General features: G+C 44.6%; 12 protein-coding genes. 4 read left to right on the top strand and 8 right to left on the bottom strand.

Annotated elements, in window-relative coordinates; genetic code table 11:
* Positions 1-120 precede the first annotated feature (120 nt).
* Complete coding sequence (locus tag PV763_RS07915) at positions 121-1755, bottom strand: phospholipase D family protein (protein ID WP_171526259.1); 1635 nt, start codon at positions 1753-1755, stop codon at positions 121-123.
* A gap of 101 nt (positions 1756-1856) precedes the next feature.
* Here PV763_RS07915 and PV763_RS07910 point away from each other — a divergent pair, with 101 nt between their 5' ends.
* Positions 1857-2867: a metallophosphoesterase gene (locus PV763_RS07910; protein ID WP_004281695.1), complete on the top strand. Its 1011-nt coding sequence runs from the start codon at positions 1857-1859 to the stop codon at positions 2865-2867.
* 24 nt (positions 2868-2891) lie between these two features.
* Here PV763_RS07910 and PV763_RS07905 read toward each other — a convergent pair whose 3' ends face one another.
* The 3 genes from PV763_RS07905 to trhA all read right to left on the bottom strand — a co-directional run bounded on the left by PV763_RS07905 (position 2892) and on the right by trhA (position 5519).
* On the bottom strand, positions 2892-3293 hold the full coding sequence (locus PV763_RS07905) for a hypothetical protein (protein WP_216986274.1): 402 nt from the start codon (positions 3291-3293) through the stop codon (positions 2892-2894).
* A gap of 131 nt (positions 3294-3424) precedes the next feature.
* Entirely contained in the window at positions 3425-4732 is a 1308-nt protein-coding gene (locus PV763_RS07900) for an MFS transporter (RefSeq protein WP_219308548.1), read from the bottom strand.
* Positions 4733-4874: 142 nt separating this feature from the next.
* Complete coding sequence (trhA, locus tag PV763_RS07895) at positions 4875-5519, bottom strand: PAQR family membrane homeostasis protein TrhA (RefSeq protein WP_168730863.1); 645 nt, start codon at positions 5517-5519, stop codon at positions 4875-4877.
* A 102-nt stretch (positions 5520-5621) separates the two neighbouring features.
* Between trhA and PV763_RS07890 the strand changes: the two genes are divergently transcribed.
* Entirely contained in the window at positions 5622-6845 is a 1224-nt protein-coding gene (locus PV763_RS07890) for a class I SAM-dependent methyltransferase (RefSeq protein WP_420937606.1), read from the top strand.
* Entirely contained in the window at positions 6839-7270 is a 432-nt protein-coding gene (locus PV763_RS07885) for a GNAT family N-acetyltransferase (RefSeq protein WP_420937605.1), read from the top strand. Before PV763_RS07890 ends, PV763_RS07885 begins: the two co-directional genes overlap by 7 nt.
* 68 nt (positions 7271-7338) lie before the next feature.
* Here PV763_RS07885 and PV763_RS07880 read toward each other — a convergent pair whose 3' ends face one another.
* The 4 genes from PV763_RS07880 to PV763_RS07865 all read right to left on the bottom strand — a co-directional run bounded on the left by PV763_RS07880 (position 7339) and on the right by PV763_RS07865 (position 12405).
* Positions 7339-7683: a hypothetical protein gene (locus PV763_RS07880; RefSeq protein ID WP_253148072.1), complete on the bottom strand. Its 345-nt coding sequence runs from the start codon at positions 7681-7683 to the stop codon at positions 7339-7341.
* Between the two features lie 163 nt (positions 7684-7846).
* Positions 7847-9982: a 3-hydroxyacyl-CoA dehydrogenase NAD-binding domain-containing protein gene (locus tag PV763_RS07875; RefSeq protein ID WP_420937604.1), complete on the bottom strand. Its 2136-nt coding sequence runs from the start codon at positions 9980-9982 to the stop codon at positions 7847-7849.
* 11 nt (positions 9983-9993) lie between these two features.
* Complete coding sequence (locus PV763_RS07870) at positions 9994-11199, bottom strand: acetyl-CoA C-acetyltransferase (protein ID WP_004732160.1); 1206 nt, start codon at positions 11197-11199, stop codon at positions 9994-9996.
* Between the two features lie 195 nt (positions 11200-11394).
* Positions 11395-12405: an AraC family transcriptional regulator gene (locus PV763_RS07865; protein WP_420937603.1), complete on the bottom strand. Its 1011-nt coding sequence runs from the start codon at positions 12403-12405 to the stop codon at positions 11395-11397.
* 213 nt (positions 12406-12618) lie between these two features.
* On the opposite strand from PV763_RS07865, the gene PV763_RS07860 reads away from it, so the two are divergent.
* Complete coding sequence (locus PV763_RS07860) at positions 12619-13740, top strand: CaiB/BaiF CoA transferase family protein (protein WP_420937602.1); 1122 nt, start codon at positions 12619-12621, stop codon at positions 13738-13740.
* Positions 13741-13914: the final 174 nt, after the last annotated feature.

The following is a 13914-nucleotide window of genomic DNA, read 5'->3' as shown; positions in this document are numbered from 1 at the left end:
TTGCCCACGAGTTGTGAAAGGAAAACCGCAGAAATACCCAAGAAAATGCCAGTCAATTTCTTAACTGACTGGCATTATCAATAAGAGGCTTTTTTATGGTTTCTGTTCAAAGAATCCAGCTTACATAAAACCTTCAATTGGCAGCCACGACACCAGTTTAAGTCCAGCTTTCTGATACCATTTCATTTTTGGCTCTTTGGTAAATGTTTGAACGTCACCATTGGCTTTCTTGATTTTCCAGTTAATGTTCTGATTCGCATCCAGCACCAGTTTATAGGCATATTTACTCAAGTTCTGATCCATGGTCTCATGCACTGCACGTGCCAAGGACGGACTGTTCAGCAACACACCAATTTCAGTATTCAGATAAGCTGAACGCGGATCAAAATTAAAAGAACCAATAAATACCTGTTTTTGATCGATTGCCATCAACTTGGCATGCAGGCTAGAACGACTCAGTCCTTTCAGGCTGACTTTGGCTTTTTTTGAAATTTCCTCAGTATTGGCATTTAGGTGATTAGCTTCTGGCGCTGCCAGAAACTCATACAACTGCACATCATTTTCCAATAGATCCTGACGATATTTGGCATAAAAAGCATGCACCACGGCAACGTCATTGGCCTTAAAAGAGTTGGTCAGGACGCGAACCTTGATATTTTCATTCGCCAGTTTCTTTAAACGGTCTGCGCCGATTTTTTCCGGAACGAAATAGGCAGAGACAATATCCACACTTTGTTCAGGTTTTTCCAGACGCTGTAATAACTGGAAATTCAGGTGTTCTTCGGTTTTGGCTTTGGCCTTGATTTTGCTCGGTGGATCTTTGACTACTTCGGCCTCAACCCAATCTAGCTGAATATTTTGTTCCAGCCATTGGTCAAAGGCTCTGGAACGATTGGCCAGATCCAGATAATTTTGAGTCGCTGGATCCTGACTATGGGTTTCTAGCTGCTGTTTTAAGCTTGGGAAACGTAAGCCATGATGGCGCGGATTGACAACCTCTTGCACCGGATAGGCATAATCATCATTCCAGTATTCATCGAAGGAATGAATGATTTCATCCGATGCCGCACCGACCAGCATCACATCGACATCGGAGAACTGATAGCTTTCACTGACATTATAATACTGGTTACTCATATTGCGGCCGCCAATCAAGGCAATCTGGTTGTCGGCAATAAAGCTTTTATTATGCATGCGGCGGTTAATGCGTTTTAAGTCCAGCACCATGTCCATGGCGCGGTATTTACGGAAGCGATAGGGGTTATACAGTTTGACATCGATATTTTGATGCTGGTTTAAGGCCAGATAAATTCCTTCCATTTTCTTGGCATTATTATCATCCATCAACAGGCGTACTTTTACGCCACGATCTGCTGCCTGAATAATCGCATGCAGGGCAAGGGCACCGATTCGGTCATTATCCCAGATGTAATATTGCAGATCCAGACTGCGTTCCGCTTTATTAATCAGCTGGATTCGCGCAGCCAGTGCTTCAAGCGGATCATAGAGCACCCGATAACCGGTCAGCCCGATATTTTGTACACGTAAAGGTTCAACAATCTGTGCCAGACTGGTTTGCGATGTATCCGTTTCAAATGCCATCTGGCTCGGCTGTTCGGTTTGTTTGGGTAAGGTGCTACATGCAGGCAGACCCAGAACCAGGCTACAGCTCAGTAAAATGCCGGCTTTATAGCGATGAGTGCGTATAAAACTTGAGGATTGAAGGTGAACTTGATCGCGGGGAGCAGTGGCCATATAAGTCGAAGAATGAAAAATTAGAATTGAGTATAATTGCCAGCTATGAAAAGATAAATATAAAGCCAGTAATCTGCTGCTCGACTGAATAAGGCCAATTTATGTGGGATTCAAATTCCGTACTGTTTTATTTTTATCTAGGAATGGCGATTTTAGCCATCTGGGCGGTGGCTCAGGCATGGTCGAGCCAGTCACGTACCGAAACCATTCATCCCTTTAAAGCTTTTGGTCATTTGCTGGCGTTTTATCTTGCCTATTTATTAATCCCTTTGGTTTTCTTCAGTATTTATGCTGGATGGACGGGGTATTATTCTCTGCATGAAGCCATTTTTGTATTTTTACTCAGTGGGGTTTTGACTTATGCACGCTTTATCGAGCCGCATCTAATTCAAGTGAAAACGACACAATATCAGATCAATGCAGATAAACGTTTAAAGCAGCCGGTGAAAATCGCCCTGATTGCAGATTTACATATCGGTTTGTTTTCGGGTCATGAACGTCAGTTGCGACAAATTGTACACAAATTAAATCATATTCAACCTGATTTGGTGGTGGTCGCCGGCGACTGGACTTATGAGCCAGAAAATAAACTGGCACAGGAACTGGCAGTTTTAAAAGAGATTCACGCTCCCGTTTATTCGGTCAATGGTAATCACGATGAGCAATATCCCGGACCACCGATTCGGGAACTGTTGCACTATGCATTGCAAGTCAATCAGGTTATGGATATTGAAGGTCAAATTGTTGAATTTGATGAATTCCGACTTTTGGGCGTGGGTGATCTCTGGGCTGGTAAAGCCGATATGCGCAGTTTGCCCGACTTGCCTCAGGACAAGCCTTGGGTCATTCTTTCGCATAACCCGGATACGGTCGATATGATTCCGAAACTGCCGACGCGCCCTCTGATGCTGTCTGGACATACCCATGGCGGACAGGTGGAGCTACCTTGGCTAACTAATTACGTCATGAAAAAAGTTTCAATTTTAGGACATAAAAAGGGCATGTACCGTCATGAACATGCAGATGTGTTCGTCACTGTCGGTACCGGCTTGGTCGGTGTGCCTTTCCGTTTCCGGGTGCCGCCTACCATTGATATTATTGAACTGATTTAAATTCAGTCGGCGTTCTGTACCGTGTTAACTGATGATCCAGACCAGAATCAGCAACACCACCGCGATGGCCGCCATCATCCAGATTTTCTTTTCGATTTTTCGGGTTGGCACATTTTCACGTAATTGTTGTGCAGTAATTTCAGCTTCTGTGGATGTGCTTAAACTAGGATGGGTGGGGATTTCCAGTGGCGGTGTCACCAGGTCGATATCACCGGCGTCATCACTAAAGCGTGGACCGGTACTTTCATGCTTCATGACCACGTCATGTTCCCGCACAATTTCATCAATCACTTGCAGTGCCTGAGCTTCATCCAAGGGCGTATTCTCGGTGATATAGCGAACAGCTTCTAATTTTTTATCATCTTCCAGCAAAATAATGATATTGACCAACTGCTCCTGCGATAGGTATTCAATAAGATCCTGCATGGCCTTGCCTCATTTTTTGAATTCAGTTCATTTGATTGTTGAGCAAATTTAACAAGATAAGTAGCCAAGTTTTGTTGTGAAATCATAAAAAAGCCAGCATCGAGTGCTGGCTTTTGAATTGATCTAAAACCTTAGATCTGATTATTTACATCATCATTCTTGGTTTCACGAATCAGTAAAAACGCGACAAGCGACAGGATAGATGCTGCGGTCAGGTAATAACCGACTGCAGACAAACCATAGGCCGTTGCCAGCTTGGTTGCGATTAGCGGTGCAAATGATGCACCGAAGATACCTGCCAAGTTAAAGGTTAATGCAGAACCCGTATAACGTACTGAAGTCGGGAAAATTTCAGACAATACAGTACCGATTGGCCCATAAGTTAAGCCCATGATCGCCAGACCAATACACAAGAACAGGAACACCACCAAGGTGCTGCCAGATTCAAGCATATCTGCAAAGAAGATACCGAAGATCGCAGAAATGACACATACCGCAATCGAAGTGGTCTTACGGCCAAATTTCTCAGCCAATACTGCTGAAAGCGGGATAAATGCAGCAAAACACAGGGTTGCAACTAACTGCAATTGCAGGAATTCTTCACGAGAATAACCGAGTTGTTTGGTTCCCCATTGCAATGCAAATACCGTAGTAAGATAGAACACAACGAATGTACAGATTGCAGCAATCGTACCCAGAACCAGCATACGAGAATGCTTTTTAAACACCTGAACAAAAGGAACGTTCACTTCTTTTTGTTTATCCAGCACTTTCTGGAAAGCAGGGGTTTCATGCAATTTTAGACGAATCCATAAACCGACAATCACCAACAAGGCACTTGAGATAAACGGAATACGCCAGCCCCACGCCATAAAGTCAGCTTCAGACATGAAAGCGCCAAGTGTCAGGAAAGAACCTGTTGCCAGAATAAAGCCAATCGGGGCACCCAGTTGCGGGAACATGCCATACCAGGCACGTTTGCCTTCCGGGGCATTTTCAGTTGCAAGAAGTACAGCACCTGACCATTCACCACCTAGACCCAAGCCCTGACCTAAACGGCACAGTGCAAGTAACAATGGCGCAGCAATTCCGATTTGCGCATAAGTTGGTAACAGGCCAATCGCAACGGTTGAAATCCCCATAGTTAGCAAAGCTGCAACCAAGGTGGCTTTTCGTCCGATCCGGTCACCTAAATGACCAAATAATGCTGCACCAATCGGACGGGCAATAAATGCAATGGCAAAAGTCGCAAGAGACTGAATGGTTGCGGTCATCGGGTCTGTACTGGCAGGGAAGAACAGATACGGAAAAATAATGACAGCAGCGGTGGCATAAATATAAAAATCGAAGAATTCGATTGTGGTGCCTACCAAGCTTGCTGTTAAAACGCGAAATTTTGAATTTTGTGCTGGCTGAGCAGCAGAATTAGACGACGCCATGGAAAACCTTACACTTACTAAAAATAAAAAAACTTAGTTTTAAAAGCGTAATCTTTTTAAAAAAGGCGTAATTTTTTAAAAAAACAACTGCAATCTTCTCGCTTCAACTCGCTCAGGGTCACTGAAATGAAAAAGGAGATGATTAAATCACGTAAAGATAGATAGACAGAAAATGTGATCCTGCGCCTATCAATACAAATATGTGCCAGATAGCGTGGGTATATCTTACTCTTTTTAAAGCGTAAAACAATGCACCCACGGTATAAGCGAGTCCACCAATGATGAGAAAGGTTAAAGATTGAGCACTTAAATATTGCTGCATGTCATCAATCACCAGCAGCGCCAGCCAGCCCATGGCCAGATAAGCCGCCAAAGAAAGTTTCTGGAAACGATGAATGAAAACGAACTTGAAAAGTGTGCCAAGAAGGGCAATCACCCACAGCGCAATCAATAAATACTGGGCTTTGGCGGTCGGAATGGCAATTGACAGGAAAGGGGTATAGGTTCCGGCGATTAAATAATATATCGCAGTATGATCGACTTTTTTATAAAAATAACGGCGGTCTGCTGCAGTGGCCATGTGATAGAGCATAGAAGCAGAAAACAGCAGAATCATGCTCAGTGCATAAACCCACAGTCCAATCCATTGTCCAGTACTTAGGTAAGACCCTTTAATAATCAAAAGAATACCAGCAACAATGGATAGCCCGGCACCTAGGCCATGACTAATATAGTTAATCCGTTCCTCATTTTGATCATAATCTGGAACCAGTGGAGCATTCTGCATGATTGTCATTCTTCTTCAAATATACACTTGTATAGTAATTCAATTTTGCTTTTAGGTTAAGAAGATTTAAACTTGATGCGCAATTCATTTCAGGTTTTATCTATGTCAACGTTGGCAACTCTCTCAGATCAGGAACAGCAATTCTTGGACACCTTTCAGCAAGCTGTTGAAAGGGATCAATTTGATCGCCTGATCTTAAGCCAGTATAAAGGTGAACTGCAGGATTTAGAAAAAATGACCTTGCGAGTCATTACATTAAATGAACAGCGCGTATTGAGCTGCCTGTATCGTTACAAGACGCAGGATGTCACCAAGAATTATCCTTTGGATGAAGCATTATTTCAGGTTACTTCACTGCTGGCGTGTTGCAAACAAGCCAATCTGATCACCGTCGATGAAGAATTACAGCTGAAAAAAAACAAGAAAAAAGCCATGTTAACGCGCAGTAAACATAAAGTAGCGATGAATCAGGCGAAGCCTGCTGAACAAGGTCATGACCGGATTAAACAACGTTTTGTCGATCAGGATAGTATCTTTCTCCAGCATCTCGGGATTACCGATCAAAAAGCGCAAATCATTCCGAGCATGGCGCGCAAATGGAAGCAGATTAATAAGTTTGTGGAAATTTTCTCAGGTGCCTTGGCGCAGATTAAGCCACAAGCCGAAGGCCTGCGCGTGGTGGATTTTGGTTCGGGTAAGGGCTATCTGACCTGTGCTTTATATGACTATATGCAAAAACATGGTCAAACGCCGTATGTCACTGGAGTAGAGCTTAATCCGAAAATGGTTGAGTTCTGTCAGAATGTCGCGCAGCAATCTGGTTTTGATCAACTGGACTTTTTCCAGGGGGATGTGCGTACTTATGCGCCAGAACGTCTGGATGTGATGATTGCCTTGCATGCCTGTGATGTAGCGACAGATTTTGCGATTCATAGTGGCATTCGCCTGAATGCACAGATGATCATGTGTGCGCCATGTTGTCATAAGGAATTGCGTCCACAGTTACAAGCACCGAAAGTCCTGAGTCCGATGTTACAGTTTGGCATTCATGCCGGACAGCAGGCAGAAATGCTGACCGATACCATTCGTGCTTTACTGCTCAAAGCTTATGGCTATGAAACCAAAGTTTTTGAATTTGTGGCGCTAGAACATACCAGTAAAAATAAAATGATTCTGGCGACAAAGCGTAAAGACTATCAACAGCCCGATCAGGAAGTTCTGGTACAAATACAGGCACTAAAAGAGATGTATGGGATCCAGAAACATTCACTGGAATTGTTGCTTAATGACCAGTGGGATCAGCAGGGAATTGGTTCTAAATGCTAAATAGTCCAGAACTTAAAATAGTGTCCGGCAGCTGGAAAGCTTTGGCAGTGTATGCCAAAGCGATTCGTGAAGCCGTATTTATTCAAGAACAGCATATTGCAGATGAAGATGAATGGGATGCTGAGGATGCGGTTGCTGTACATTTCATTGTTTTTCAGCAGGATCAGGCGATTGCAACAGCACGCTTATTGTCAAATCACAGTATCGGTCGGGTTGCAGTCCTAACTACAGTACGCGGTTTAGGGGTTGGTCAACGCTTGATGCAGGCCGTGATTGACTATGCGCGTACCGAGCAGCGCGAGTTGGTCAAGCTGTCTTCGCAAGTGCAGGCCATTGGCTTCTATCAAGCGCTGGGATTTGAAGCTCAAGGTGATGAATATCTGGATTGTGGGATTCCGCATGTCGATATGTATTTAAAGCTTTAATTTTCAGCCATTCAAATACAAAAAAGCGAGGCATTGACCTCGCTTTTTAGGCATAGACTGAATCTAGCTCAGTGGCCATGCGCTGCATTTGAGCTGTGCTCGGCATTATCCATATTGACATGTTCTTCAGCTGACATATTGTGTTCAGCGGCTGTCGTACCTGGATGAGCATTGGCCGCTTCACGTGCTTCACGATCCGCTTGCGCTTTGGCAATGGCTTCTGGAGACATCGTCGGCGCATTCTTAAAAGCATGCTGCTGGGTAGTCTGTTTATTTTGCTGGCTTGGCATGTAATCTGGTTCATTACTTATCGCGAGCCAAAAAATAAGCATGAATAATCCACCTAAAATACAGAAGATAATAAGTGCTTTCCAACCCCAAGGAGATTTTTCAGGTGAACTGTGATCAGTCATAGGTTTTACCCACGTGGATACCAAACTTATGTAACTTTATAACATAAATTGATCAAAAAGCAGATCAAAATCTGTCATCACATAACTCTGTTCATTGTTTGAAGCAAAGCTGAAAGATAAAAAAAGAGGAAACACGTTCCTCTTTTTTATTTAAGTGGCCACACTATTGAATGGGCTGGGCGTGTGCTGCGCGATCTTTGAGGAGTTGTGGGGCTTTGAAGCGTTCGCCATATTTATTTTCAAGTACTTTGGCACGGGTCACGGCTTTGGCTAAACCATACTGATTCAGGAATTGCACAGCACCGCCCGTCCAGGCGGCAAAGCCAATACCAAAAATAGAACCGACATTGGCATCGACCACAGATTCCAGGACACCTTCTTCCAGACAGCGCACGGTATCTAATGCCTGTACAAACAGGAAGCGGTCAATCATTTCCTGTTCAGAAATATCGTTGTCTTTTTTCCAGTGGCTGAGGCCAGTCCAGAGCTGCTTTTTGGCATCGGCCGGATAATCATAAAAACCTGCGCCTGTAGCCTTACCTTTACGGTTAAATTCGTGAATCATGCTGTGAATCACGTCATCAGCGGGTGATTTAATGATGGTCTGACCTTGTGCTTCTAAAGCTTTGTATCTTTCATTGGCTACATGTTCAGATAATGTTAAGGACACTTCATCCTGAATCGCCAACGGGCCCACTGGCATACCGGCTTTGAGTGTAGCCATTTCAATTCGCGCTGGATGCACACCTTCTGCCAGCAGATGCAAGCCTTCCTGCACAAAGCTACCAAACACGCGGCTGGTAAAGAATCCCCGGCTGTCATTCACCACAATCGGTAATTTGCCAATTTGCTGCACGAAATCGAAAGCTTTGGCCAGCGTTTCTGCCGAGGTGTTTTTACCTTTGATAATTTCCACCAGCTGCATTTTATCGACCGGACTGAAGAAATGCAGGCCGATGAAGTTCTGATCATTTTTTGAAGCCTGGGCTAAATCTGTAATCGGCAGGGTCGAGGTATTAGATGCCATCACGCCGTTGCTGGCAAGATATTGCTCTGCCTCTTGCGTGACTTGAGCCTTGAGCGCGGGATTTTCAAAAACTGCTTCAATGATCAGGTCGCAACCTGCTAGATCTGCATTAGATTCAGTCGTTTGAATCAGGCTTAAAAACTGATCTCGTTTCTCGGCTGTTAAACGCCCTTGAGCGACTTTTTTATCCAGCAGTTTCTGGCTGTAGGCTTTGCCTTTTTCAGCCGCTTCTAATGAAATATCTTTTAGAACGACTGGTATGCCCTTGCTGGCAGTAGCGTAGGCGATCCCAGCACCCATCATGCCTGCGCCCAAAATGCCGACTTTAGTGGCTTTCCACGCTGCAATACCTTGAGGGCGACTGGCGCCGGACTTGATTGCATTCAGACCATGCCAGAAGGTGCCAATCATATTTTTAGAAATTTGACCGATGGTAAGATAAGTAAAGTAACGTGATTCAATGGTCAGGGCTGTATCGACATCGACCTGTGCACCTTCTACCGCAGCTGACATGATTGCTTCAGGTGCAGGGTAGCAGCCTTTGGTCTTATCGCGCAGCATCGCCGGAGCAATTGCCAGCATCTGGGCAACTGCTGGTGTCGAAGGGCTACCACCCGGAATTTTATAGCCTTTTACATCGAAAGGTTGTTGTGACTTTGGATTGGCTTTGATCCAGGCAATGGCTTTTTCTAAGAGTCCATCTGCACTGTCTGCGAGATCGTGAATCAACCCTAAAGATCTGGCTTTGTCGACTCCAAACTGTTTGCCTTCCATCAATAAAGGAAGGGCATTTTGCAGACCGAGCAGGCGGACGCTACGGACGATACCACCGCCACCTGGTAATAAACCCAGTGTGACTTCAGGTAGGCCAAATTTGCTTTTAGGGTCATTCAGGGCAATACGATGATGGGCACACAGGGCAATTTCCCAGCCACCGCCAAGCGCCGTACCATTCAATGCAGCAACGACAGGAATACCGCGAGTTTCGATATAGCGTAGTTTGGCTTTCATCGCTTCAATCATATTGAAGAATTCAGTTGCATGTTCAGGAGTGGCTTGAATCAGTTCATCCAGATCACCGCCAGCAAAAAAAGTTTTTTTCGCTGAACGGAAAATAATCCCGGCAATATCTTCATCTGCTTGTAACTGGGCAACGACTTCATCCAGTGCCGTGCGAAAGTCGGCATTCATGGTATTGGCAGACTGGTTTGGAGAATCAAACGTTAAAATAACAATATTATCTTCATTTTTTTGATATTGAATTGCGCTCATTATTTTTCTCCTTATACCAGTTCAATAATGGTTGCGATGCCCATACCGCCACCCACGCAAAGTGTGGCTAGTCCACGTTTTTTGCCCTGGCGTTCTAATTCGTCCAGTAATGTCCCTAAAATCATGGCACCAGTCGCACCGAGTGGATGTCCCATGGCAATTGCACCGCCGTTGACATTCACCTTGGCAGGATCAACTTTCATTTCATTGATAAAGCGCATCACCACAGCAGCAAAGGCTTCATTGACTTCAAACAGGTCAATATCATCAATTGTTAAACCGGCTTTCGCCAAGGCCTTACGAGCGGCCGGGGCAGGGCCGGTCAGCATAATGGTTGGATCTGCACCGACCAGTGCCGTCGCCAGTACTTTGGCACGTGGCTTCAGACCTTGTTCTTTTACTGCTTGTTCGGATGCGATCAAAACCACAGCTGCACCATCGACAATGCCTGAAGAATTCCCGGCATGATGCACATGATTGATAGCACCCACTTCAGGATATTTTTGCAGGGCAATTGAATCAAAGCCCATTTGCCCCATAGTGGCGAAACTTGGATTGAGTTTGCCTAGGCCTTCTGCGGTCGTTGTCGGTTTGATAAATTCGTCTTTGTCCAGAATCACCACACCGGCTTTGTCTTTTACCGGGATCACGGATGCATTGAAATGGCCATGGGCTTGAGCAGCAGCCGCTTTCTTTTGTGATTGTTCGGCAAACTGATCTACATCTGCACGGCTATAACCGTCAATGGTAGCAATCAAGTCCGCACCAATACCTTGTGGAATAAAGTCACAAGCCATATTGGTTTCAGGGTCCAGTGCCCAAGGACCACCGTCTGAACCCATCGGAACGCGGGACATGGATTCGACTCCACCTGCAACAACCAGATCTTCCCAGCCAGAACGGACTTTTTGTGCGGCCAGATTGACAGCTTCCAGACCGGAAGCACAAAAACGGTTAATTTGCACACCCGCCACATCATTGTCCCAGCCGGCAGCGATGGCAGCCGTTTTGGCAATATCGGCACCCTGATCACCAATTGGGGTGACACAGCCGAGCACGATATCATCTACTTTTGAGGTATCAAATTGATGACGAGCCTGAAGTTCATTGAGTAAACCAGTCAGTAATGAAATGGGTTTTACTTGATGTAAAGATCCATCTTTTTTGCCTTTGCCGCGTGGCGTACGAATGGCGTCAATAATATATGCCTCGCTCATAGCATGTCCCTTTTATTGATTTGATGAAAATTATTCTAATGACTCGAGTGTAATACTTAATTTTTGAAGTGCAATGACGAGAACGGGTCAGATCATTTGAGCGATTTAGCCAATTTTAGTTATAAAAAAGCCTAAGCTAAGGCTTAGGCGGAGAGAACCGATTTTAATTTTTAAATGCGGCTAGGCACCATTTGATCAATGATAACCATGTAATTGGCGATACAGACCCGGAGTTACACCGGTCCATTTCTTGAAGGCACGGTGGAAAGTACTGGTTTCACTGAAACCGACTTGTTGCGCGACATCTTCGAGGGTCAGATCCGGATTAAGTAACAGATGAATTGCGGCATCACGGCGCAGGGCATCTTTCACACCTTGATAGCTTTTGCCTTCGGCTGCCAGACGGCGACGCAAGGTTTGTGGAGAAAGATATAACATCGATGCGACATCATTTAATGTCGGCATTTCTTCCCCAATCTGGCTCTTGAGCACATCACGGATTCTTGAAGTCAGTGAATTGGTATTTTTGAATTTCACCAGAAGTTGAGCTGGCGCTGCTTTCAAAAATTCTTCCAGAGTTTCTTCATTCTGGCGAATTGGCAGGTCCAGATAGTCCGCAGCAAAGGTAATTTCGGTGCGCGGCATGTCGAACTGCATCACTGGTGCAAAGAATAAGGCATCATATTCATCGGCATGTGCTGGACGTGGATAACTAAAATGCACGCGTTCCAGTGGCAGGCGACGCTCAATGAGCCAAGATGCCAAACCATGCCAGATCATCAACATGCTTTCAGTAATGAAATGATCCGGATCCATCGCATTTGGAACAAGTGGTACCAGACGTGCTTCGTGTTTGTCACGTTCCAGAGTCACCGACCAGTCATCACCAAAGAGTTTGTAGAACTGGGAAGATAGTTCCAGTGCATCACCCAGGGTTTTGGCATGAATAATGAGCTGGCACATAATCGCAAAAGTACCCAAGCGGCGTTGCTGTTTGTCAAAGCCGACATGCTCGTCCTGGGTCACCATCCACAACATTTTTATAAAGCGGGTATATTGTTCAGGTGAAATACGCGCTTTGGGCTGATGCAGCAGTTCTGCTTCAATCCCGACGTGAGACAATAAAGTATCGACATCCATGCCCAGACGTTTAACGCCAGATAGAGCTGCGTTGACGAAGTGGATACTGATCGTATCACGACTCATGTTTAATCCTTCAGTCTCTTTAATGTTCACTAATAATTGACCTAAATGACGAAAAATAATAAAGCAATGGCAATTTACAAGAATACCTTTGCCATTTTCTTACATATTAGATTGCCGAAACTATCAAGGTAAATGGCTGAACATGACATTGTTTTTATGCATTTATGTTTCTATGATGCTGAAAAAAGCAATATAAGTAGAGCAAATACTCCAATGTCATATACATTAAAAGGATTGAAAATCCTAGATTTTTCTACACTTTTACCTGGCCCGTTTGCCACATTATATCTTGCTGATTTAGGTGCAGAAGTTGTGCATATTGAATCACCGACCCGAGCGGATCTGTTGCGATTAATGCCACCCTTTGCCAATGGACAGGCCACTTCACAAAGTTATTTGAATCGAAACAAGCAATCGGTTGCACTGGATTTGAAAGATCCTGCAAATATCGAACTGGTCAAATCCAAGATTGCAGATTATGACATTGTGATTGAACAATTCCGTCCAGGGGTGATGCAGCGTCTAGGCTTAGATTATCAAACCTTAAGCGAAATTAATCCAAAATTGATTTACTGTTCCATTACCGGTTATGGCCAAACTGGCACATATAAAGATAAGGCAGGGCACGACATTAATTATCTGGCTTTATCCGGAATTGCCGGACACAGTGGCCGGATTGAAAATGGCCCACCTGCCTTGGGAATTCAGGTCGCTGATGTTGCGGGTGGTTCCATGCATGCCGTAATTGCGATTCTGGCTGCGGTGATTGAACGCCAGCAAAGCGGCAAAGGGCAATATATTGATATTTCCATGACCGATTGCGTGGTGACGATGAATAATCTGGCGGCTTCTGCCAGTCTGGCCGGTAATCAGCATCAACGGCCTGAATCAGGCTATCTGAATGGCGGGACTTTTTACGACTATTATGAAACTCAGGATGAGCGTTATCTGTCGATTGGCAGTCTGGAACCACAATTTATGCAGGGGCTGGCACAGGCTTTAGAGCTGCCGATTCTTCTGGAAAAAGGTGCTTCTTATGCCGCTGAAGATCATGCTGCAGTGAAGCAGGCAATCCAGAATAAAATCAAGACCAAGCCATTGGCTGCATGGCAAACGCTGTTTGCTGCACTGGACGTCTGTGTCGAACCGGTGCTCAAACTTGAAGAAGCGTTACATTCTGATCTGGCCCAGCAGCGAGGATGGGTCGTACAGGTGCCACTCAAATCCAATAGTCAGCAAACCGAAGCACAACTGGCTTGCCCGATTAAATTTTCACGTTCCACGATACGTTATGAATTTGTAGGACAGCAATTGGGAGAGAGTCAAAATTGGTAGAATTTTTAAAGTGTTAATAAAGTAGATAACGAGAGTAGAGGGAAATCTTTCTATATGAAAATAAGTAATAATGATTGAAGAATTTAATCATTATTACTTTAAATTTAATCGAATGCTGTAAATACTGAGATCCGTGAAACTTTGACAGGCTTATCAATAAAACCGCTATGAAAT

This window comes from Acinetobacter sp. AS5 (assembly GCF_048957595.1).
In the GTDB taxonomy this organism is placed as follows: Bacteria; Pseudomonadota; Gammaproteobacteria; order Pseudomonadales; family Moraxellaceae; genus Acinetobacter.
Note: the sequence above shows the minus strand (reverse complement) of the source record. Positions and strands in the feature narration are given on the sequence as shown.

What these genes read in the sequence shown, in the direction of transcription:
- PV763_RS07885 (WP_420937605.1), top strand. Translation starts at nt 6,839, where the DNA reads ATGCTAAATAGTCCAGAACTTAAAATAGTGTCCGGCAGCTGGAAAGCT.
- PV763_RS07875 (WP_420937604.1), bottom strand. Translation starts at nt 9,982, where the DNA reads ATGAGCGCAATTCAATATCAAAAAAATGAAGATAATATTGTTATTTTA.
- PV763_RS07910 (WP_004281695.1), top strand. Translation starts at nt 1,857, where the DNA reads ATGTGGGATTCAAATTCCGTACTGTTTTATTTTTATCTAGGAATGGCG.
- PV763_RS07880 (WP_253148072.1), bottom strand. Translation starts at nt 7,683, where the DNA reads ATGACTGATCACAGTTCACCTGAAAAATCTCCTTGGGGTTGGAAAGCA.
- PV763_RS07890 (WP_420937606.1), top strand. Translation starts at nt 5,622, where the DNA reads ATGTCAACGTTGGCAACTCTCTCAGATCAGGAACAGCAATTCTTGGAC.
- trhA (WP_168730863.1), bottom strand. Translation starts at nt 5,519, where the DNA reads ATGCAGAATGCTCCACTGGTTCCAGATTATGATCAAAATGAGGAACGG.
- PV763_RS07915 (WP_171526259.1), bottom strand. Translation starts at nt 1,755, where the DNA reads ATGGCCACTGCTCCCCGCGATCAAGTTCACCTTCAATCCTCAAGTTTT.
- PV763_RS07860 (WP_420937602.1), top strand. Translation starts at nt 12,619, where the DNA reads ATGTCATATACATTAAAAGGATTGAAAATCCTAGATTTTTCTACACTT.
- PV763_RS07900 (WP_219308548.1), bottom strand. Translation starts at nt 4,732, where the DNA reads ATGGCGTCGTCTAATTCTGCTGCTCAGCCAGCACAAAATTCAAAATTT.
- PV763_RS07905 (WP_216986274.1), bottom strand. Translation starts at nt 3,293, where the DNA reads ATGCAGGATCTTATTGAATACCTATCGCAGGAGCAGTTGGTCAATATC.
- PV763_RS07865 (WP_420937603.1), bottom strand. Translation starts at nt 12,405, where the DNA reads ATGAGTCGTGATACGATCAGTATCCACTTCGTCAACGCAGCTCTATCT.
- PV763_RS07870 (WP_004732160.1), bottom strand. Translation starts at nt 11,199, where the DNA reads ATGAGCGAGGCATATATTATTGACGCCATTCGTACGCCACGCGGCAAA.